The sequence below is a fragment of the Guyparkeria halopsychrophila genome, assembly GCF_044582135.1.
Classification (GTDB): domain Bacteria; phylum Pseudomonadota; class Gammaproteobacteria; order Halothiobacillales; family Halothiobacillaceae; genus Guyparkeria.
Window position 1 is genome coordinate 1 of sequence record NZ_JBDODP010000022.1, and the last position, 19498, is coordinate 19498.

Sequence of the window (19498 nt, forward strand, 5' to 3'; positions counted from 1 at the left end):
CTACGTTCGAACTTTTCCTTAGACATCGCATCCTCCGCCAACCGGGACAAGCAAATGGAAATGTGGAGCTCATGACCGGATTTGAACCGGTGACCTCGTCCTTACCAAGGACGTGCTCTACCAACTGAGCTACATGAGCAAATATGAGTCGACGACGGGCCGCCGACGCAATTTCTAGCAACAGATGCGACCTCTTGGAGGGTCGCGTCGGTCCGTTCCGGAACCGGGCCGGACGACCCGGATCGCAGGACTGGAGCGGGTGATGGGAATCGAACCCACGTCATCAGCTTGGAAGGCTGAGGTTCTACCATTGAACTACACCCGCAGACCATTAGAGCCCCGCGAGCGGTCGCGAGACCCGTTTTGTCTGGTGGTGGGGGCAGGATTCGAACCTGCGAAGGCTGAGCCGGCAGATTTACAGTCTGCTCCCGTTGACCGCTTGGGTACCCCACCCGGGAAGCGCGCCATTCTTCACAAAAAGGACCGGGCTGTCAACACCCGGTCCGCGGCTTGGACATCACGGCAAGGGCACGCATCGTGATGTCGGCCAACGCCCGCGAAACCGCAGTCTCGCGAACGTCCTCCTTCTGGTGCCGGCTGTGGGACTCGAACTCACGACCTACCGCTTACAAGGCGGTTGCTCTACCAACTGAGCTAAGCCGGCAATGGCCGCGCATTTTACGCACACGAGCGCCCTTTTGCCAAGCCGCTCGGCCCGCCGACATGCCGATGGTCACAGGGCTAGCGACGCGCTCGCGCCAGCCGAACCACCCCGGAGAGCACCAGATCGGTTTCGAGGCAACGCTCGAACGCCGGGTCGATCAGGTCGACGAGTCGTTCGGCATCCCCGCCGGCAATCACGGCGAGCAGCGCTCCATCGTCAGCGAACCGCTCCTGCCAGACGGACAACATCTGGTTCACGCCGGCGGCAATCAGCCAATGGCGGCCCAACTCGATCGCCGTCAAGGTGTCAGTTGCCAGACCCAGCCGTCGTGTCGCCTCGGGAACCGGCGCATTCGCCTCTCGCGGTTCGGCGGGCGCATCGGTGCGTTCCAGCGATTCGACCGCAGGCCCCAGCGCGGGCGCCGCCGAACGCAAGGCCTCCAACTGCGCACGCCAGCCCGGCAGAATCAGGCCACCGAGGTGCTGCCCGTCGGCGGCAAGCACATCCAGGGTAATCGCGGTGCCCGCGTTGATGACCGCCAGCGGCCGGTCGGCGTGCCGGGCACGGGCCTCGATCATGGCGCAGAAGCGGTCGATGCCGAGCCCGGCCGGCGACTCGTAGGCGACACGGACATGGCAGCACTTGCCGGGCACCTCGAGCCAGCGGCATTCCGCCTGCGGGCAGATCTCGGCGATCGCGGTCTCCAGCCAGTCGCGGCGACGCGGCTCGACCACAGAGGCCAGCACGACCTGCTTTGGCGACCGGCCCTTTTCGTCGACCAGCAATGGCTCGAGCCGGGTCGCCAACGCACCGACGGGATCGGATTCGTTGGCGGCCGGCCAGTCGACGACGACCGGCTCGACGGCCTTCTGGCTGCGACGGGCAAGATGTGCCTTGATCCGACTATTGCCCGCATCGATGTAACAGTTCACTTAGGTCAGGCCTTCCTTAAATAACGAACGTTCAATATGAGTCGTGCCCGGTGTGCTCGGCGAGCACACGCACCCGATCATGCGCACCCGCCCGAATCACGCGCCCATCGGAGAGGGTGATTTCGAGAGCGCCATCGGGACAGATCGCCCCGGCGATGCCGGTCACGCAGGCGCCATCGCCGCGCTCCACCGCCACCGGTCGTTCAAAGCCAAGATGCGCGCATGACAATCGCGCGATCTCGGCCGGCCACTGCTCGGGGCGCGCCATCACGGTGACCGCCGCCTCGATCAGGGCCAACGCCAGCTCGATGGCATCGCCCGGCCGGCCGTCAGCCGCCTCGCTGATGGCCGAGGCCCGATAGTCCGCATCCAGCGGGCCGACAGGATGCCGCCAGTTAATTCCGACCCCGGCGAGCCAGCAGACCGTGCCGCGAAGACGACGCCGCTCGATCATCAGCCCGCCGAGCTTGCCTCCCTCGAGATACAGATCGTTGGGCCACTTGACGGTCGCCGGCACGCCCCGCCCTTGCAGCACCCCGGCCAGCCGCCCCGCCAGCGCAAGCCCCGGCGACGCTTCCGGCAACTCCGCCCCGGCCGCAACGGCCAATGAAAACCACAGGCCATCGCCCGGCGTGCTCAGCCAGCGCGCGCCGCGACGCCCGACCCCGGCGGTCTGTTCAGCCGCCACGACCACGGCCGGCATCCGATCGGCGCCATCGGCCGAGTCGACCAGGGCGCGCACGCGCTCGTTGGTGGAGTCGACACGCTCCTCGGCAGCCATCAGCCAGCCCCGGCGCGCGGCCAGGCGCTGCAACTGCCGGGCGAGCGGGTCGAAATCGAGCGCGGCGTCGCGTTGCATCAGAGGCCCCGGCGAAAAAACGGGCAGGAGGATGGAGCGTGCCAGAGTATGGCCGTCTAGGGGCACCAGAGCGGCAATTGACCGCCGGCACCCTCAAGTTTTGCCCAACGGGCCCGATTATACTGGCTCGGGCCGACGGAATGAGTCCGCTCAGACAATCAGCGCCCACTCGATCGATTTCATCCCGAACCATTCTGCGATCACGGGACGACCAACCGAGGAGCCCCTTGGACAAAGCAACCATCATCGGCATCGTCGCGGCACTGTCCGTCGTGATCCTCGCGATCGGCCTGGGACAGTACCCGCTCGGGTTCATCAGCATCCCGGGCGCGCTGATCGTGATCGGCGGCACCCTGTCGATCACCCTGGCAATGATCACGTTCCGTCAGTTCGTCCAGTCGTTCGGCGTGGTCAAGCAGGCCTTCGTCGATCGGCAACACAGTCTTACCGGACTGATCGACGAGATCGAGGAGTTGGCACAGGTCGCGCGCCACGACGGCGCCCTGGCCCTGGAGGACCAGGACGTCAGCCACCCGTTCATGGAAAAGGGCGTGCGCATGATCGTCGACGGCCAGCCGATGGGGGTGATCGAGCGCACCCTCGACCGCGACATCGAGCTCTCCGAGGAGCGCCACGACGGCGGCGTGCAGATGTTCAAGAGCATCTACGATGTCGCCCCCGCGATGGGGATGATCGGCACCCTGGTCGGCCTGGTGCAGATGCTCAGTGCACTCGACGACCCGTCGAGTATCGGCCCGGCGATGGCCACCGCCCTCCTCACCACCTTCTACGGCGCGCTGGTCGCGCAGGCGATCGCCCTGCCGATCATGACCAAGCTGCAGATGCGTGCCACCCAGGAATCACGCGAGCAGCGCCTGATCCTGGAGGGCATTCGAGGCATCCAGGACGGCATCAATCCGCGCATCCTACGCGGGCTGCTGGAGACCTTTCTGCCCAGCCGCGAGCGCCAGGAGGACGACTAAGCCATGGCACGCAGTCGTCGACGCAAGGTCGGGAGTTCCGGCGGCTGGCTGACCACCTACGCCGACATGGTCACGCTGCTGCTGACCTTCTTCGTGCTGATGCTGTCGATCTCGGTGGTCGACATCGAGCGCTACAAGGCGGTCGCCGACACCCTGCGCAGTTCCTTCGGCAGTCTCCCCGCCGACAGCACGGCCGCCCCGGGGGAGTCCTTGGTGGAACTGGCACCGGGGGCCGCCGACCCCGACAGCACGATCGAGGGACCGCCGCCAACCCAGCTGATCGCACTCGACGCCCCGCCCACGGCGAACACCGGGGAAGACAGCAGCGCCCGCGCGCTTGAGGACCTGCGTCGCAAGCAACTCGAGGAACGCGCGGCCGAACTGCGGTCGACCATGAGCGACGCCATCGCCGCCGGCGATCTCGAGATCGAGACCACCGACGACACGGTCATCATCCGCATCAAGGAAAACGCCTCGTTCCCCTCGGGCAGCGCCAATATGCAGCGGGCCTTCGAGCCGGTGGTCAACCGGATCGCCGACGACCTGGTCAATAGCGACGACCGCATCGTGGTCACCGGCTACACAGACGACGTGCCGATCAGCTCGGGGCGGTTCCGCTCCAACTGGGATCTGTCGGCAGCACGGGCGGTGAGCGTGCTGATGTCGCTACGCGATCAGGGCATCGACGCCGACCGCCTCTCGGCCCGCGGCATGGGGGAGAACAACCCCATCGCCCCCAACGACAGCGAGGCCAGCCGGGCGATCAATCGCCGGGTCGAGATCGCCCTGATCCCGACGTGGGCCGATGCCGACAAGCCCCACCAGCTGGACGGCCAGCCGATCGATTGAATCGCAGGATCACGTCGTGACGCGGTGAGGCGCCAGCCAGTCGGCAAAGCGCGCCTCGGTCCGGATGTCACCCGCCGCATGCTCGAGGCGGTGCTGGTTGAGACACTCCGGCGCCAGCGTCAGCGTCATTTCCAGCAACCGCCCCTGGCGGAAGACGTGCAGGGCCAGTCGATCCCCGGCACGATGCCGCGCGACCCGCTCGCCCCAATTACTGCCGCTCACGGCAAAGCCGTCGATGGCAATAATGCGATCATCGACCGCGAGCCCCGCGGCCGCGCCCGGGCGGTCCTCGAACACCAACGCCACACGGGCCGCCTGCGGATCGCGCTCATCGACGCGAATGCCGACGTCCGGCCCGCCCTGCTCGGCGCGAGGTACCATCGCCACGCCGAAACGCGCCAACAACCCGGCAACATCGAGCGTCTCGGTCGAGCGCAGGGCACGATCGAAGAACTCGCCCATCGATTCGCCCATCGCCGCCTCGATCAGTGCCTCGACCTGCTCGCCCTCGAGCAGCGGTGACTCCCCGTGGTGCTCCCACAGACGGCGCATCACGTCCATCAGGCTTGCGCCACGTTCGCGCAGCATCAGATCGAGCATCAACGCCACGATCGCCCCGCGGGTGTAGTAACTGACGATCGCATTCACCGCGTTGGCGTCCTGCTGGTAGAAGCGCGTCCAGGCATAGAAACTCGACTCCTCCAACGTCTGCCGCGACCAGCCCTTGCCACGCATGGCGCGGTTGATGGTCTCCTCCAGGGCGGCGAGGTACTGGGTTTCGTCGATCAGGCCGGCGTGACGCACCAGCCAGTCGTCGAAGTAACTGGTAAAGCCCTCGAACACCCACAGCAGACGCGTGTACGCCGGGCGGTCGAGCGGCAGACCGGCGAACGCCGCCGGACGAATCCGCTTGACGTTCCAGTTGTGGAAATACTCGTGGGCGCACAGGCTCAGGAAACGCTGGTATTCCTTGCTCACCCCACCGGCCGTCACCGAGGGCAGGTAGGCACGCGGGAAGATCAGCGCGGTCGAATCGCGGTGTTCAAGCCCGCCGAAGCCCGAGTCGTCCAGCGCGACCAGGAACAGGTACTCGTCGAAGGGCGCGCCGTCGAACAGCTCGATCTCGGTCTCGCAGATACGCGCGACATCGGCCGTGATCCGATCGAAATCGGTCTCGGGCAGGGCATTGGTGAACACCATGCGATGCAGCACGCCCCCGGCGGTGAACTGGCGCTCGACGAAATCGGCGATCTCCACCGGGTGGTCGATCAGGGCTTCGTAGCCAGCGGCGGCGAAGTCGCCGAAGCCCCGTTCGTCGACGGCGATCGCCGGCAGGGTGGTCGCCACGCGCCACTCGTCGGGCAGCTCGTGGCCGTCGATCACCACCTCGTGGCGCGCCTGCTCGGCACCGTGCACCCGCAGGAAGACACTGGTGCCGTTGAAGAAGACGTGACTCGAATCCACGTGCGCGCTACGCACCGAGAAGTCGGCACAGTAGACACGGTAGTGGACGGCGACCGGCTCGTCATGGGCAGCCAGATCCCAGGTCTGCTGGTCGACCGGGGTGATCGCCACCCGTCGACCGCGGGCGTCCTCGGCATGCTTGCCCACCAGGTGGCGGGCGAAATCACGCACCAGGTAGCTCCCCGGGATCCACGCCGGCAGACTGAGCCGATAACCGGCGGTCGATGGAGGCAACCGCAAGGTCACGTCGAGATAACGGCTGTGATAGCCGGGAAACTCGATGCGGTAGAACGGTTCAACTCGGGCGTCGGTCGCGGTGGCAGCGGACTGGTTCATCAGGCCCCCTGCCCCTTGTCCTGGCCCGATTCCTGGCCCGGCAGGTCGGGCACCGACGAATCACTGGTCATCAGGTGGTGACCGCCCGGATGGACGCGACCGTGCTTGACCTCGTCGGGATGCGCCTCGCGCACTAGGCCAACCCGGGCGACAAAGTGCAGACGAAAGCCGGCCAGGGGGTGGTTGAGGTCGACCTTCACGGTCTGGTGGCCGACCTCGAGGATCAGCATCTCGATGCGACCCTCGGGCCCGTGGGCCTCGACCATGTTCCCCGGCGCGAGCTCCGCCTGCGCCTCGATGCGTTCACGCGGCACCTCGATCACGCCCTCGATGTCGTGCAGGCCGTAGGCCTGTTCCGGCTCGACGGTCACCTCGATCTCGTCTCCCTCGACGTGGCCCTCGAGCGCGGCCTCCAGCCCCGCAATCAGGTTGCCGTGACCGTGGATGTACTCGAAGCCGTCAACGCGCGTGTCGGCGAGAACCGCGCCATCGTCATCGCGCATCAGGTGAAACACGCGCACCACGCGATCCTTTTCCACCGGGTGACCGGTGCCCTGTTGCCCGTCTTGCAGTCGTTCTTCACTCATGTCTCGTCATTCCTCCGTTAGGAACCCTCTGCGCGATCGTGATGCCGCAGAGGGTTCCCGATTCAGATTGCCACGCCATGCCAGAACGGCAGCGTCAGCAGGGCAAGCAGGGTCGAGGCGCTCGCCGTGGTGGCGTAGAGCCCCGTGTCCAGACCGAAGCGGTCGCAGAGCACCAGCCCCAGCACCATTACCGGCATCGCCCCCTCCAGCACCACGGCCGTGAGCGTCTGGCCGCTGGTGCCGACCGCCAGCGCGAAGCCCAGCGCGATCAAGGGCATCCACAGCAACTGGATCGCGATCGCCGGACTGACGGTCAGCAGCTGCCGCCCGGTCAATGTCTCCAACCGCAGGCTCATGCCCAGCGCGACCAGCATGATCGGCACCACGGCCGCGCCGATACGATCGAGCCACTCGGCCGCCCAGTCGGGCTGCGGCACACCGAGCAGGTTCAGCCCCGCCCCGGCGACCGCCGCCCACAGCGGCGGCACCTTGAGCAGGGTCTTGAGCGGGTGGACCTGCTCCTCGCTGTCGCCGTAATGCGCGGCAAGGAGAATCCCCACCGAGAGCAGCAACGGCGTGCAGGCGAACAGGTCGTACTGGATGGCGACCGCCTGCCCGGCATCGCCGAACAGGCTGCCCAGCAGCGGCAGGCCCATGTAGGTCGCGTTGGGGAAGCTCGCCGCCAGCAGCAGCGCCCCAAACTGCGCCCGGCTCAACGGCATCAGCCGCCCGACGGCGTACATCAACGCCAGCGAGCCGATCACCGCCACGGCGGCCGTCCCGGCAATCCGCAGGGTATCCACGCCCAGCGGCGCACGCCACAGCACCGACAACACCAACGCCGGCAGGAACAGGTAGTACACCGACGAGGTCAGTGCCCCGCGCGCCCGGTCGGCCGTCCACCCGCCCAGGGGCAGGTAGCGCCAGATGTGGCCCAGCGCGATGGTGCCGGCCATCTGCAGGATGACCGAGATCACCGGCCAGACCCTGCCGCGCCCCGGTCAACCGTCCGGATCACTGCTCCTTGGACTCCGCTTCGGCCTTCTCGACCTCGGCACGCACCTCGTCCATGTCGAGGTCCTTGACCTTGGTGATCAGCTCGTCGAGGGCATTGCGCGGCAGGGCGCCGGCCTGGTTGAACAGCAGGATCTGCTCGCGGAACACCATCAGCGTCGGGATCGAGCGGATCTGGAAATGACCGGCGATCGCCTGCTCTTCCTCGGTGTTGACCTTGGCGAAACCCACCTCGGGGTTGGCCTCGGCGGCCTGCTCGAAGATCGGCCCGAAGGATTTGCATGGACCGCACCAAGGCGCCCAGAAATCCAGCAGCAGGATGTCGTTGTCCTTGAGAAGGCCTTCGAGGTTGTCCGCGGTCGCGGTTTGAACGGTCATAAAGACACCTTTGGATCATGCCGGCCCACGGGCCGGCCACATGTCGACCCGGATCCACCGGGTCACGAAAACTCGTTGCTCGAGGCCACCGCCGGCCATCATCGGCTCGGCGATCGAAACAGGCCGTCGGCCATCCCCTTTGACTCGCGTCGCCGAGCGGGGGCGGTCGTGCGACCCGATCCAGCGCCAGCCGTTCGGCCACTCGATGGCACGGCCGCATCAGGCGCGGTTCATCACCGGCCTCGGCAACCATGGCGGCATCCAGCCGAGCCAGGCTTCGATCCGTTGCCGACCACGATCGGCCGGGATCGAATCGCCCGAGATAGGGGCATCCTCAAGGAATTCAACCCAAGCACGGACGACGTCGCGGGCCTCGGGGCGTGCTCGATGACGCGAAAGCGGGTCTTTCCCGACAACCCGCACGCCCAGCAGCCGCCGCGGCAACTGGCCGGCAGGGAACGGCACCGTCCGCGGCGCGAACAGGGCGAGACCGTCCCTAGCGCCCACCCCGCTCGCCCCAGCGGGCATGCAGGTCGTGGGTCACGTCGATCTGGTCGAGGATGCGGGCGACGGTGAAATCGATCAGGTCCTGGATCGTCTGCGGGCGATGATAGAAGGCCGGCGACGGCGGCAGGATCACCGCGCCCAGCTCGGCCAGCCGCGTCATCTGCGAGAGCGCGATCGCGGTCAGGGGCGCTTCGCGCGGCACGATCACCAGATCGCGGCGCTCCTTGAGACAGACATCGGCGGTGCGCTCGATCAGGGAATCCGACAGGCCGTTGGCGATCGCCCCGAGCGTGCCGGTGGTGCAGGGGCAGACCACCATCGCATCCGGCGGGTTGGAGCCGGAGGCGAACGGCGCGGTCCAGTCTTGGCGGGCGAAGCCTCTGACTTGCCCCTCGGCGGCGCCATACCGCCCGCCCAGCTCGGCGGCCAGCGCATCGTGACGGGCCGGAAACGGCTCGTCGAGCTCCAGGGCGGCCACCGCGTGGGCCGCCTTCGAGGCAATCAGACTCACCCGGCAATTCGCGGCGATCAGGCATTCGAGCAGGCGCAGCGCGTAGGGCAGACCGGAGGCCCCGGTCATCGCCAGCACGACGTGCTCGGTATCAACGCGACGCCTCATGCCGTCACCTCGCGCAGCGCGTCGACCAGCCGGGCCGGAAAACCGCCGAAGCCGCCGTTGCTCATCGAGACCACCCAGTCACCGTCTTGGCAGGCGGCCTGCACCGTCTCCAGCAGCTGCTCGACCGACGCAGCCACGACCAGCCGTTCGCCCAGATCGGCGAGCACGGTGGCCGGGTCAAAGGCGAGATCGCCCGGCGCATGCACGAACACCCGATCGGCGGCCGACAGGGCACCGGCCAGCCGGGCGGCATGCACGCCGGCGCGCATGGTGTTCGACCGCGGATCGAGCACCGCTACCAGTCGCCCCCTGGCCGGCATCTGCTCGCGCACCGCGGCGAGCGTCGCCTCGATGGCGGTCGGGTGGTGGGCGAAATCGTCGATCACGCGCACCCCGCCGGCCACGCCCTTGAGCTCGAGGCGTCGCGCGACACCGCCGAAGTCCGCCAGTGCCGCCAGCCCCTCGGCGGCCGGTACCCCGGCAAACCGGGCCAGCGCCACGGCGGCCATCGCGTTGCGGCGGTTGTGCGCGCCCTGGATGGAGGCGGGAAAGGAGCCGACCGACTCGCCCGCGCAGAACAGCTCGCCCCCGTCCTGCCACCAGTCGGCACCCGGCGCTGACTGCTCGGCCAGTCGTTCGACCGGCGACCAGACCCCTGCGGCCAGCACGCGGTCGATCGCCGGCTCGTCGAGCGGGGCGATGACCTTGCCCTGCCCCGGGACCAATCGCAGCAGGTGGGCAAACTGTCGCTCGATCGCGGCCAAGTCGTCGAAGATGTCGGCGTGATCGAACTCGAGGTTGTTGATCACCAGGCCACGCGGCCGGTAGTGCAGGAACTTCGAGCGTTTGTCGAAAAAGGCCGTGTCGTACTCGTCGGCCTCGATGACGAAAAAGGGCGTCTCGCCCAGGCGAGCGCTGACGCCGAAGCCCCCCGGCACCCCGCCGATCAGAAACCCGGGGGCCATACCGACCGCCTCGAGGATGTGCGCGACCATCGAGCTGGTGGTGGTCTTGCCGTGGGTGCCGGAGACGGCCAGCACGAATCGCTGGGAGAGCACTTCCTCGCCCAGCCATTGCGGCCCGGAACGAAAGCGGTAGAAGCCACTGAGGAGTTGGTCGATCACCGGCATGTCGCGGCGCATCACGTTGCCGACGATGATCTCGGCATCCGACGGCAAGGGGGCCTCCATGTCGGTCTCCACCGCGATGCCCGCGGTGGCAAGTTGGTCGCTCATCGGCGGGTAGATGGCGTGGTCACGGCCGGAGACCTCGTAGCCCATCTCCCGGGCCAGCAATGCCAGCGAGCCCATGAAGGTGCCGGCGATGCCGAGGATGTGCAGTTTCTGACTGGCAGCGGTCATGTCGGCAGTCCCGTCTCGCCGGGGAGCAGTTGCACCGCCAGCGTCATGTAGATCAGCGAGCTGAGGATGAAGTAGCCCAGCGCAGTGAGCACGCCGATCGCCGCGCCGAAATCGAGCGTGCGGCGATAGATCTGGCCCAGCACCACCAGGTTCCAGGCGAACAGCGCGATCATCATCACCGACCAAAGGCCCAGCTGGCTGTCGATGTTCGCCGCCTCGGCGCCGGTCGGCTGCAGCGCGACCAGCGGCCAGGCCACCAGGCCCAGCATCGCCGTCGCGCCGAACAGGGCCGTGAGCATCTGCGGGATGCGCTCGCGATGATTGCGCAGTAGCGTCAGCCCGGCCGAATAGACGACCAGCACCAGGGCGTCGGCGGCGAGCAGCATCAGCCCCGAACCCAGGCCACCACCCAGCCCGCTATCGCTGGCAACGGCCAGGTCCAGTAACACCCCGACCACGACGTAAAAGCCCACCGCGATCAGCAGGGGCTGCTGGCCGGCAGGCATGTCCTCGGGGCCGGCCCGCAGGAACAGCATTTGGAAGAAAAGACGGATCAAAGACAACTCGGCACACCCGTTGACGTGGCTCGGCCGACACGCGGCCCGAAAAAAGACGGCAGCAAGCCTAGCGCAAAACCCGACCCGCCGTCTGCGCCCGTCCGCCGCGAACGATTATCCAGAAAGCCCTGCACGAATCGCTAAGGCTTCTGGCCAATGCCTCTGGCCTGCCGGCTGGTTCGCCCCTTTAGCGACGTAGATCACGCAGGTACCACCACTCGAACAGGCGCTTGGCCCAGTGCAGCAGACGGCATGGCGGGGTGACGAACTGGCGCTTGTCGTTGCGAAACACCAGCGTCGCCCGGTCGAGCATGTCCATCACGCAGACCAGTTCCCACTTGAAGGTGCGATCGGCGGGCTGGCCGTCAAGCTCGGCGACCAGGTTCTCGGCCGCCGCCACCGCCTGCAGATCGGCCATGTGCGCCTGCTTGGGCGCCCAGTCGGGGGCGGGGTAACTGCCGGAATCCCCGGCAACGTAGACCTTGTCCGCCCCCTTGACCCGCGCGTGCTCGTCGGCCTCGATCATGCCGCCCGGCGAGGTCGGGAACGGGGCGTTCTCGAGCCAGGCCGGCCCAGTCATCCCCGGCATGAACAGGATCAGGTCGGCCGCGAACTCGCCCTTTTCGGTGATCACGCGGTCGGCCTCGAAGCGCTGTGGCTTGGCGCCGAGGTGTGTCTCGATATCGAACTTGTGCATCCGGTCGAGCAGCCGGTCGACCGCCGACTCGCCCAGGCGGTTGCCCGGTCGCGGCGACGGGTTGAAGAACACCAGCTTGAACTGCTCGCGCCGTCCCTGCTGGCGCAACAAGCGATCGATGCCGAACAGCAACTCGAACATCGGTCCGCCGCGCACCGCCGCCGGCTCCTTGGGATTGCCACCAAAGCCGATGGCGATGGTGCCGCCCTGCATCTCGCCGAGGCGGTCGTGGATCGCCTCAGCGGCATCGATGCCCTCGCAGAGCGTGATCGCGTGCTCGATGCCGGGCAGTTTCTTGATGAATCGACCACCGCTGGCGACGATCAGCCCATCGTTCTCGACCTCGCCCTTGTCGGTGATCACCCGTCGGCCATCGTCGCTGACCCCGGTGACCCGACCGGCGTGAAAGCGCACGTCCAGACGCTCGAGCAGCGGGCGGATATCGAACAGGATGTCCTCGCGGCGACGCAACCCGGCGGGCACCCAGATCAGGCTGGGGTAGTACTGGAAGGTGGGCTCGGGTGCGATCAGGGTGATTTCCGCCTGTGGGCGCAACCGTCGCAGACGACGAATCGCCGACAAACCGCCGAAGCCCGCACCGATGACCGTCAATTTCATGCCGTGCCTCCGAAGCCTGTGAACCGTATCAACACAAACCCTTATATTGGCATAAGGGCATTCCCTGACATAACGGCTTTCTAGGACTCAATCCGAGCGCCGGCCTCTCTCCGCCAGCCATCGGGTGATGGGGCGCGCCAGGAACAGCAACAGCAACAAGACGGCGAGAATGATGGGCGTGCGCGTGTCGAATTTCACCGACAGGAAGTAATGCAGCACGACCAGGGCCGTGGCCGGGTAGACCAGCCGGTGAAGCATCTTCCAGCGGCGCCCCAGCCGTCGCATCCAGCCGCGCGACGAGGTGATCGCCAGCGGCACCAGCAGCAGGAACGCGATCGCGCCGAAGGTGATGTGCTCGCGCTCGACCACGTCTTCCCAGATCGCGGCCAGATCGAGTTGGCGATCGATGATCACCCAGAGCAGGATGTGCAGGCTCGCGTAGAAGAAGGCGTACAACCCCGCCATGCGCCGGTAGTCGATCAGCCCGGCCCGCGGCCACAGACGCTGGACCGGGGTGACCGCCAGGCCGATCAGCAGCAGGTAGAGCGCGGTGTCACCCAGAAACCGCAGGCTGTCGACCACCGGCTCGTAGCCGAGCTGATGGGTGGGAATAGCCCAGGCGAGGTAGATCAACGGCGCCAATTGGGCGAGGAAGATCAACCACCAGGCTGGGCGATTGGCCAACCAGGGTCGGCGCGCTGCCATCAGTAGTGCTTCTTGAGGTCCATGCCCTGGTAGAGCTGCGCAACCTCCTCGGCATAACCGTTGAACATCAGGGTGTCGCGGCGCCCCCATTCGCCAATGCGGCGTTCGTCAGCCTGCGACCAGCGCGGATGGTCGACGTTGGGGTTCACGTTGGCGTAAAAGCCGTATTCGCGGGGGGCCACGGCCGTCCAGCTCGAGGTGGGCTGTTCGCGCACCAGGCTGATGCGCACCAGCGACTTGCCGCCCTTGAAGCCGTATTTCCACGGCACGACCAGCCGCACCGGCGCGCCGTTCTGCGGCGTGAGCGATTCACCGTAGAGTCCAGTCGCCAAGAGCGTCAGCGGATGCATCGCCTCGTCCAGCCGCAGCCCTTCCACGTAGGGCCACTCGAGGACCGAGCGGGTCTGGCCGGGCAGCGGATGCTCGGGTCGATAGACGGTCTCGAAGCGAACGAAACGGGCATCGGCGGTCGGCTCGACCCGATCGAGCAGCGCCTTGAGCGGTACGCCTTCCCAGGGGATCACCATCGACCAGCCTTCGACGCAACGCATCCGGTAGATGCGCTCCACGGGCGAAGCTAGCGCGGTCAGGTCGTCGAGGCTGAACCGCCCCGGGCGGGCCACTTCGCCGTCGACCTCGAACTCCCACGGCGAAAGGCGGTCGATCAAGGCAGCCAGCGCATCGGCATTGCGCGACGGATCGGTCTTGCCGGTACCGAGCTCGTAGTAGTTGTTGTACCCGGCGATTGCCTCCTTTTCGGTGAGCTGCTCAGACAGGGGCTTGCCCTCGTCGGCGCGACCACAGCCGGGCAGCGCCAACGCCGCGCCGGCGCCGACCATCGAGCGAAGAAAGGTGCGCCGCGCGTGGCGATCAGTGGCCAGTGTCGGATCGGTGACTTCCCATTCGCGCGGCTCGTGGGGGGATCGGATACGGTGACGCATGACAGACCTCGGCTAACAGACGGACCGGGAAGGCGAATGCCGATGAGGGCATCAGACAGGTAGAATTCGCCTCCCAGAGGTTCCCAAAGTATCGACGCAAAGATCGCGTTCTGCACGACGCCGTTCGCCGCCTCGACGCACGACCACCCAGCCATGCCCCAATGCGACAGCCCACCGACCGCCCGGGCCACAGGAGCCGCGAGCCCATGACCGACACCGCCACCGACATTGCTGCCTGCGACGCTCGCCTCGAGGCGGCCCGCGCCTTCCTGCAGCGGCACGCCCCCGACTTTGGTGGATTGCAATCGGCCTCCAGCGATGCCAGCAACCGGCGCTACTGGCGGGCACAGGGGCCCAACGGTGAGAGCCTGGTGATCATGGACTCGCCGCCCGACAAGGAACCCGTGGCGCCATTTCTCGACGTCCAGGCCCGACTGGAACGGGCCGGCCTGCCGGTGCCGCATATCCATGCCCGCGACCTGGAGGGCGGCTTTCTGCTCCTTGACGATCTGGGCAACGACACGCTGTTTTCCTGGCAGGCGGGGGTGGACGAGCCGGAACGGGCGGCCGCACTCGCCGCATGCCGCGCGCAGTTGATCACGGTGGCCCAGGTCGAGCGCGACGACCTACCGGCCTTCGACGCCCCGCGACTGATCACCGAGATGCAGCTGTTCGACGAGTGGTACCGGGCCGGCCACCTGGACGTGACGTGGTCGGATGAGCAGGCCCGCCGCTGGAAAGACCTGCGTGACCGGATCGCCACCCGGCTGGCCGAGATGCCGCCGGTGTTCGTCCACCGGGACTACCACAGCCGCAACCTGATGCGCGACGCCTCGGGCTGGGCGATCATCGACTTCCAAGACGCGGTGGCCGGGGCCCTGGCCTACGACCTGGTCTCGCTGCTGCGCGACTCGTATATCGACTGGCCCGTCGACTGGGTCGAGCGCGAGATCGAGGCCTTCTGGCGGCAGGCGCGCGAGGCGGGCCTGACCGAGGCGAGCCTCAATGACTTCATCGAGGACTTTGCCTGGGTGGCCGTGCAGCGACATCTGAAGGTACTCGGCATCTTCGCCCGGCTGAGTCGCCGCGACGGCAAGCACGGCTATCTCGATGACCTGCCGCTGACCTGGCGCCACCTGCAGTGGGCACTCGACCGCGCGCCGGGCCTCGCTCCGCTGAGCGAGCTGATCGCTGGACTCGAACCGGAGAACGCCCGTGGCTGACACGACCGCCATGATTTTGGCTGCCGGCCGCGGCGAACGGCTGCGCCCGTTGACCGACCACACCCCCAAGCCACTGATCGAGGTGGGCGGCAAGCCGCTGATCGCGCATCACCTCGAGCGGCTGGCCGCGGCCGGCATCGAGCGCGTGGTGATCAACCTGGCCCATCTCGGCAAGCAGATCCGTTCGCATCTGGGTGACGGCGAGCACTGGGGACTGACGATCGAGTACTCGGTGGAAGGCGACCGGGCCGAGGACGCGCTGGAGACCGCCGGCGGGATTCGCCAGGCGCTCGAGCGGTTGGGGCCGCGGTTCCTGCTGATCAACGGCGACGTGCTCTCCGACATCGACTACGCCGGCCTGGCCACCCGCCAACTGGATGCCGACTGCCTGTTCCACCTGGCGCTGGTCGACAACCCGTCACACAACCCGCACGGGGATTTCACCCTCGACGAGACCGGACGGCTCGGGGGCGAGTCGAGGCCGAGGCTGACCTATTCGGGCATCGGGCTTTTCGACTCCACCCTGTTCACCGCCCTGCCCACCGGAAAGCGGCCGCTGGGCCCGGTGCTGCGCGCGGCCATCGCGAAAGGCCAGGGCTGCGGACACCACCATCGGGGCGAGTGGCTGGACGTGGGCACCCCGGAGCGGCTGGCCGAGGCCGACCGGCGACTAGGCTGACGTCAGCGGAAGGCCAGGTCGCGTAGGAACAGCGCGATCTGCGGGAAGGAGATCAGGAGCACCGTCATCGTGATCAGCATGATGATGAACGGTGGCGTGCCCTTGACGATGTCCCAGTAGGGCCGCCGGAACACCGCCATCGCGGTGAAGATATCGTAGCCAAACGGCGGCGTGGCCGAGCCGATCGCCGACTGCAGCACCACCAGCGTGCCCACCAGCACCGGGTCGACGCCGGAGGCATTGATCGCCGGCATGAAGATCGGGGTGAGGACGAAGATCGCCACGATCGGGTCGACGAACATGCAGGCGACGAAGTAGGACACCGCGATCAGGATCAGGAGGGAGGTCGGGTTAGACGCCACCTGGTCGATGATCGGGCCGAGCACCTCGGAGGGAATCTGTGCCAGCGAGATCACCCAGGAAAACGCCTGCCCGGCGCCGACCAGGATGAACACCACCGCGGTGATCAGACCCGTGGATAGCGCGATCCCGGGCAGGTCGGAAAACTTGATCGAGCGATAGATCACCATCTCGAGGATCAGCGCGTAGAGCACCGACATCGAGGCCGCCTCGGTCGGGCTGAACAGGCCGGAATAGATCCCGCCGAGCACCACCACCGGGAAGCCCAACGGCAGGATGGCGCCTTTCATTGCCCGCAACCGGCCACCCCAGCCGATCCGTTCCTCGGGCTCGATCCCCCAGCGGCGGCTGACGAACCAGCTGTAGACGGAAAACATCAACATGATCGCCACCCCCGGACCGATGCCGGCGATGAACAGCTCACCCACCGATACGTTCGCCGCCACCCCGTAGATGATCGCCGCGATCGACGGCGGGATCAGCAGGGCGATATCCGAGGAGTTGACCAGCAGGGCAAGGGTGAAGCTGTCCTTATAGCCGGCCTTGAGCATCTTGGGCCGCAAGGCGGTGCCCACGGCGACCACCGTGGCCTGGGTGGAGCCCGACACGGCACCGAACAGGGTGCAGGTGACGGCGGTGGTGATCGGCAGCCCGCCGCGCCGGTGGCCGATGAAGGCACGCACCAGATCCAACAGACGGTTGGCGGTGTGCCCCTTGGTCATGATGTCGGCGGCCAGGATGAACATGGGCACCGCCACCAGTACCGAGGGGCGCACCCCGCCGATCATCTGCTGGACCATCTGGCTGGGGTCCACACCGGGGAAGGAAACCAGCAGCAGCGCCAGCGCCCCCACGATCAGGGGCACCATCATCGGGAACCCCATCAGGAGCAGCAGGAACATCAGGACGAACATGAGGGTAAGCATCAGCGGCGCTCCTTGCCCGAGTCGTTGTCGGCCATGCCCGGCTCGATGCCACCGTCCTCATCTTCCAGCTTGCGGCCCTCGGCGGCGTTCAAGTCGGCGTCCTCGTACACTTCCCGCTCGAGGAACGAACGATAGAGTTCGGGTGAGGTGAAGTTGCGCACGGTAGTCAATGCGTATTGCAGGCCGGCGAGAAAGAGCCCGGCGGGCACGAACAGGTACAAGATCCAGAGGGGGATGCCCAGCGACGGCGTCGCCTGTCCGATCGAGCGCAGTTGCGCCTCGTAAATCACGGCGTGGTAGGTCAGGTAGAACATCACGATCGCCGAGCCGGTGGTGATCACGATATTCGCCCCCTTGCGCCAGGGGCCTTTGAGTTGATCGTATATGGCCGACATGCGGATGTTGCGGCCATGTCGCGCGGCCTTGGCCACGCCGACAAAGGTGATGATGACCAGTAATGCCTGGTTGATTTCGCCGGCGAAGGGCAGCCCCTGTTTCAGCAGGTTGTCACCCAGCACGTTGGCGATATTGAGGCCAGCCATCAGCAGAATGGCCCCGGTGAGCACGATGTTCTCGATCCAGCCAACCACCCAGTCCAGGCGGATCAGCGCCCGCCCCGGCGGCGACCGGGACAGCTTTCCCTGCTCTTGCGGCATTGGTGTTTCCCCTTTCGGGCGAGACGGGCACGCCCCGGCAGTATTGATGCGCCGCGTTTGGCGCCGCTTTCCGGCACGGGCGGCGGCTCGGTGCCGCCCGCCTGAACGCCCTGCAGTGTAGTCGTGCGTAACTTTACCTGTCCAACGGACAGGTCAGCGGACGTGCTAAGGTCTTGGGGATCGGGGAAGGTCTGCACGAATCGCCGCTGCCTCTGGCAAACCCCACCGGGCGATTCGTGCAGAATTCCCGGAGCGCCCGCCCGTCATCGATGAGTGGGGCGCTTGTACCGTGAACGACAAGCAAAACCCCAGGGAGAGAGAACGGTATGCAACGCACACGAATTTTTCAGAAAGGCACGCTCTGGATGGGCGCGCTGGCGATCGCCGCCGGCATGGCACTGTCCGGCTGCGGTCAATCCGATGATGGCACCGACAGCGCCGAGAGCACCGAAGGCGAGCAGGTCTGGCGCTTCGCGCTCGAAGAGACCAAGGGCGGCGTGCAGTGGAAATACGCCGAGAAGTTCAAGGAAGAGATCGAGGCCGAGCACGACAACGTCGAGGTCAAGATCTACCCCTACGGCACGCTGGGCAGCTCGCAGGACATCACCCAGCAAATCCAGAACAACACCATGCAGTTCGCCTTTGCCTCGGCGGGTCACGTCGGCTCGACCATCCCCGAGGCGCAGGTGTTCACCCTGCACTTCCTGTTCTCGCAGGACGATGCGGTCAACGCGGAGATCTTCGCCTCCAACCCGGTCGTCTACGAAGAGCTGGGTGCGGCCTATCGCGAGAAGGGCCTCGAACTGCTGTCGATCGTCCCCGAGGGCTGGATGGTCTGGAGTGCCAACAAGGCAATCGAAACACCGGAAGACTTCGAGGGCGTCAAGATTCGCGTCAAGCCGTCGGATTTGCTGCTGGCCACCTACAACGGTTATGGCGCCAACCCGAAGCCGATGGCCTACTCCGAGATCTACGGCGGCCTGCAGCGCGGCCAGATCGACGCGCAGACCCAACCGATGTTCGCCATCCGCGACATGAGCTTCTACGAGGTGCAGGACTACCTGATCGAGGCCCGCAACGCGCAGTTCGTGTCCACCGTGATCACGAGCCCGGGCTTCCTCGAGGGCCTGCCGGAAGACATGCAGGCGAGCGTCAAGGAGACCGTCAAGGAGCTCGACCCGTTCATCTGGGACGTGCAGCAGGAGCTCAACCGCGAAGCGGCCGAGGAGATCAAGTCCAAGAGCGAGATCGAGTTCATCAAGCTGACGTCTGAACAGGTCGAGACCTTCCGCGAGAGCGTCGAGCCGGTATTCGACCAGTACGTCGAGATGACCGGTCCGCGCGGCGAGAAGATCCTCAACGCCATCCAGGACGCCGTGGCCGAGGGAAACGACGAGTAACGACTCGCCCATCCCGGATCCGATCGGTTCAAGACCAGAAGGCGCGCCACTCGGCGCGCCTTTTTCATGCCCGGGCACGCAAGATCGAGCACAACCTGCTGACAAGCACGGACTTTTCCGGCTAGGCTTGAATTGAACCCCCGAATCACGGGGGCAGTTTCCCGCACGCTCACGCAGAGGGCC

The 19498-nt window shown here is 66.6% G+C and carries 19 protein-coding genes and 4 tRNA genes; 5 read left to right on the top strand and 18 right to left on the bottom strand.

Features of this window, described 5'->3' with window-relative positions:
• Positions 1–63: 63 nt before the first annotated feature.
• From ABGV18_RS09680 to ABGV18_RS09705, 6 genes are all read right to left on the bottom strand, one after another.
• Positions 64–139 (bottom strand) — tRNA-Thr (locus ABGV18_RS09680).
• A gap of 112 nt (positions 140–251) precedes the next feature.
• Positions 252–325, bottom strand: a tRNA-Gly gene (locus tag ABGV18_RS09685).
• Between the two features lie 43 nt (positions 326–368).
• Positions 369–453, bottom strand: a tRNA-Tyr gene (locus tag ABGV18_RS09690).
• A gap of 135 nt (positions 454–588) precedes the next feature.
• Positions 589–664, bottom strand: a tRNA-Thr gene (locus ABGV18_RS09695).
• Positions 665–741: 77 nt separating this feature from the next.
• A complete protein-coding gene (locus ABGV18_RS09700; protein ID WP_396582387.1) occupies positions 742–1596 on the bottom strand; it encodes a type III pantothenate kinase in 855 nt (284 codons plus the stop codon).
• 31 nt (positions 1597–1627) lie between these two features.
• On the bottom strand, positions 1628–2455 hold the full coding sequence (locus ABGV18_RS09705) for a biotin--[acetyl-CoA-carboxylase] ligase (RefSeq protein WP_396585847.1): 828 nt from the start codon (positions 2453–2455) through the stop codon (positions 1628–1630).
• A 227-nt stretch (positions 2456–2682) separates the two neighbouring features.
• On the opposite strand from ABGV18_RS09705, the gene ABGV18_RS09710 reads away from it, so the two are divergent.
• Complete coding sequence (locus tag ABGV18_RS09710; RefSeq protein WP_396585848.1) at positions 2683–3438, top strand: MotA/TolQ/ExbB proton channel family protein; 756 nt, start codon at positions 2683–2685, stop codon at positions 3436–3438.
• 3 nt (positions 3439–3441) lie between these two features.
• Positions 3442–4287 carry a flagellar motor protein MotB gene (locus ABGV18_RS09715; RefSeq protein ID WP_396585849.1) on the top strand — a complete coding sequence of 282 codons (846 nt, stop codon included), beginning with the start codon at positions 3442–3444 and terminating at the stop codon, positions 4285–4287.
• A 9-nt stretch (positions 4288–4296) separates the two neighbouring features.
• Here the strand turns inward: ABGV18_RS09715 and ABGV18_RS09720 are convergent, their stop codons facing one another.
• The 10 genes from ABGV18_RS09720 to msrP all read right to left on the bottom strand — a co-directional run bounded on the left by ABGV18_RS09720 (position 4297) and on the right by msrP (position 14071).
• The gene (locus ABGV18_RS09720) at positions 4297–6087 is read right to left on the bottom strand and encodes a M61 family metallopeptidase (RefSeq protein ID WP_396585850.1); all 1791 of its coding nucleotides are present in this window, start codon (positions 6085–6087) and stop codon (positions 4297–4299) included.
• Positions 6087–6674, bottom strand: coding sequence for an FKBP-type peptidyl-prolyl cis-trans isomerase (locus ABGV18_RS09725; RefSeq protein ID WP_396585851.1), 588 nt, complete (start codon positions 6672–6674; stop codon positions 6087–6089). Before ABGV18_RS09725 ends, ABGV18_RS09720 begins: the two co-directional genes overlap by 1 nt.
• 62 nt (positions 6675–6736) lie before the next feature.
• Entirely contained in the window at positions 6737–7651 is a 915-nt protein-coding gene (locus ABGV18_RS09730) for an AEC family transporter (RefSeq protein WP_396585852.1), read from the bottom strand.
• A 37-nt stretch (positions 7652–7688) separates the two neighbouring features.
• Positions 7689–8066 (bottom strand): thioredoxin, encoded by a 378-nt coding sequence (gene trxA, locus ABGV18_RS09735; RefSeq protein ID WP_396585853.1) that lies wholly within the window; start codon positions 8064–8066, stop codon positions 7689–7691.
• A 496-nt stretch (positions 8067–8562) separates the two neighbouring features.
• Positions 8563–9192 carry a UbiX family flavin prenyltransferase gene (locus tag ABGV18_RS09740; RefSeq protein ID WP_396585854.1) on the bottom strand — a complete coding sequence of 210 codons (630 nt, stop codon included), beginning with the start codon at positions 9190–9192 and terminating at the stop codon, positions 8563–8565.
• Positions 9189–10553, bottom strand: coding sequence for a UDP-N-acetylmuramate:L-alanyl-gamma-D-glutamyl-meso-diaminopimelate ligase (gene mpl / locus ABGV18_RS09745; RefSeq protein ID WP_396585855.1), 1365 nt, complete (start codon positions 10551–10553; stop codon positions 9189–9191). Before mpl ends, ABGV18_RS09740 begins: the two co-directional genes overlap by 4 nt.
• Positions 10550–11110 (bottom strand): hypothetical protein, encoded by a 561-nt coding sequence (locus ABGV18_RS09750; RefSeq protein WP_396585856.1) that lies wholly within the window; start codon positions 11108–11110, stop codon positions 10550–10552. Before ABGV18_RS09750 ends, mpl begins: the two co-directional genes overlap by 4 nt.
• A gap of 187 nt (positions 11111–11297) precedes the next feature.
• Complete coding sequence (locus ABGV18_RS09755) at positions 11298–12425, bottom strand: FAD-dependent oxidoreductase (protein WP_396585857.1); 1128 nt, start codon at positions 12423–12425, stop codon at positions 11298–11300.
• An 87-nt stretch (positions 12426–12512) separates the two neighbouring features.
• Positions 12513–13130 (bottom strand): ferric reductase-like transmembrane domain-containing protein, encoded by a 618-nt coding sequence (locus tag ABGV18_RS09760; protein WP_396585858.1) that lies wholly within the window; start codon positions 13128–13130, stop codon positions 12513–12515.
• Positions 13130–14071 (bottom strand): protein-methionine-sulfoxide reductase catalytic subunit MsrP, encoded by a 942-nt coding sequence (gene msrP, locus ABGV18_RS09765; RefSeq protein WP_396585859.1) that lies wholly within the window; start codon positions 14069–14071, stop codon positions 13130–13132. Before msrP ends, ABGV18_RS09760 begins: the two co-directional genes overlap by 1 nt.
• Positions 14072–14277: 206 nt before the next feature.
• Between msrP and ABGV18_RS09770 the strand changes: the two genes are divergently transcribed.
• Together ABGV18_RS09770 and murU are read left to right on the top strand one after the other, a co-directional pair.
• A complete protein-coding gene (locus ABGV18_RS09770; RefSeq protein WP_396585860.1) occupies positions 14278–15294 on the top strand; it encodes a phosphotransferase in 1017 nt (338 codons plus the stop codon).
• A 10-nt stretch (positions 15295–15304) separates the two neighbouring features.
• Complete coding sequence (gene murU, locus ABGV18_RS09775) at positions 15305–15973, top strand: N-acetylmuramate alpha-1-phosphate uridylyltransferase MurU (RefSeq protein WP_396585874.1); 669 nt, start codon at positions 15305–15307, stop codon at positions 15971–15973.
• Positions 15974–15975: 2 nt separating this feature from the next.
• Here the strand turns inward: murU and ABGV18_RS09780 are convergent, their stop codons facing one another.
• Together ABGV18_RS09780 and ABGV18_RS09785 are read right to left on the bottom strand one after the other, a co-directional pair.
• Positions 15976–17259 carry a TRAP transporter large permease subunit gene (locus ABGV18_RS09780; RefSeq protein ID WP_396585861.1) on the bottom strand — a complete coding sequence of 428 codons (1284 nt, stop codon included), beginning with the start codon at positions 17257–17259 and terminating at the stop codon, positions 15976–15978.
• Positions 17259–17915, bottom strand: coding sequence for a TRAP transporter small permease subunit (locus ABGV18_RS09785; protein WP_396585862.1), 657 nt, complete (start codon positions 17913–17915; stop codon positions 17259–17261). The genes ABGV18_RS09780 and ABGV18_RS09785 overlap by 1 nt, the downstream gene beginning before the upstream one ends.
• 326 nt (positions 17916–18241) lie before the next feature.
• On the opposite strand from ABGV18_RS09785, the gene dctP reads away from it, so the two are divergent.
• A complete protein-coding gene (gene dctP / locus ABGV18_RS09790; RefSeq protein ID WP_396585863.1) occupies positions 18242–19315 on the top strand; it encodes a TRAP transporter substrate-binding protein DctP in 1074 nt (357 codons plus the stop codon).
• Positions 19316–19498: the final 183 nt, after the last annotated feature.

What these genes read in the sequence shown, in the direction of transcription:
- ABGV18_RS09705 (WP_396585847.1), bottom strand. Translation starts at nt 2,455, where the DNA reads ATGCAACGCGACGCCGCGCTCGATTTCGACCCGCTCGCCCGGCAGTTG.
- ABGV18_RS09715 (WP_396585849.1), top strand. Translation starts at nt 3,442, where the DNA reads ATGGCACGCAGTCGTCGACGCAAGGTCGGGAGTTCCGGCGGCTGGCTG.
- ABGV18_RS09720 (WP_396585850.1), bottom strand. Translation starts at nt 6,087, where the DNA reads ATGAACCAGTCCGCTGCCACCGCGACCGACGCCCGAGTTGAACCGTTC.
- ABGV18_RS09725 (WP_396585851.1), bottom strand. Translation starts at nt 6,674, where the DNA reads ATGAGTGAAGAACGACTGCAAGACGGGCAACAGGGCACCGGTCACCCG.
- trxA (WP_396585853.1), bottom strand. Translation starts at nt 8,066, where the DNA reads ATGACCGTTCAAACCGCGACCGCGGACAACCTCGAAGGCCTTCTCAAG.
- ABGV18_RS09740 (WP_396585854.1), bottom strand. Translation starts at nt 9,192, where the DNA reads ATGAGGCGTCGCGTTGATACCGAGCACGTCGTGCTGGCGATGACCGGG.
- mpl (WP_396585855.1), bottom strand. Translation starts at nt 10,553, where the DNA reads ATGACCGCTGCCAGTCAGAAACTGCACATCCTCGGCATCGCCGGCACC.
- ABGV18_RS09755 (WP_396585857.1), bottom strand. Translation starts at nt 12,425, where the DNA reads ATGAAATTGACGGTCATCGGTGCGGGCTTCGGCGGTTTGTCGGCGATT.
- ABGV18_RS09760 (WP_396585858.1), bottom strand. Translation starts at nt 13,130, where the DNA reads ATGGCAGCGCGCCGACCCTGGTTGGCCAATCGCCCAGCCTGGTGGTTG.
- msrP (WP_396585859.1), bottom strand. Translation starts at nt 14,071, where the DNA reads ATGCGTCACCGTATCCGATCCCCCCACGAGCCGCGCGAATGGGAAGTC.
- ABGV18_RS09770 (WP_396585860.1), top strand. Translation starts at nt 14,278, where the DNA reads ATGACCGACACCGCCACCGACATTGCTGCCTGCGACGCTCGCCTCGAG.
- murU (WP_396585874.1), top strand. Translation starts at nt 15,305, where the DNA reads ATGATTTTGGCTGCCGGCCGCGGCGAACGGCTGCGCCCGTTGACCGAC.
- ABGV18_RS09780 (WP_396585861.1), bottom strand. Translation starts at nt 17,259, where the DNA reads ATGCTTACCCTCATGTTCGTCCTGATGTTCCTGCTGCTCCTGATGGGG.
- ABGV18_RS09785 (WP_396585862.1), bottom strand. Translation starts at nt 17,915, where the DNA reads ATGCCGCAAGAGCAGGGAAAGCTGTCCCGGTCGCCGCCGGGGCGGGCG.
- dctP (WP_396585863.1), top strand. Translation starts at nt 18,242, where the DNA reads ATGCAACGCACACGAATTTTTCAGAAAGGCACGCTCTGGATGGGCGCG.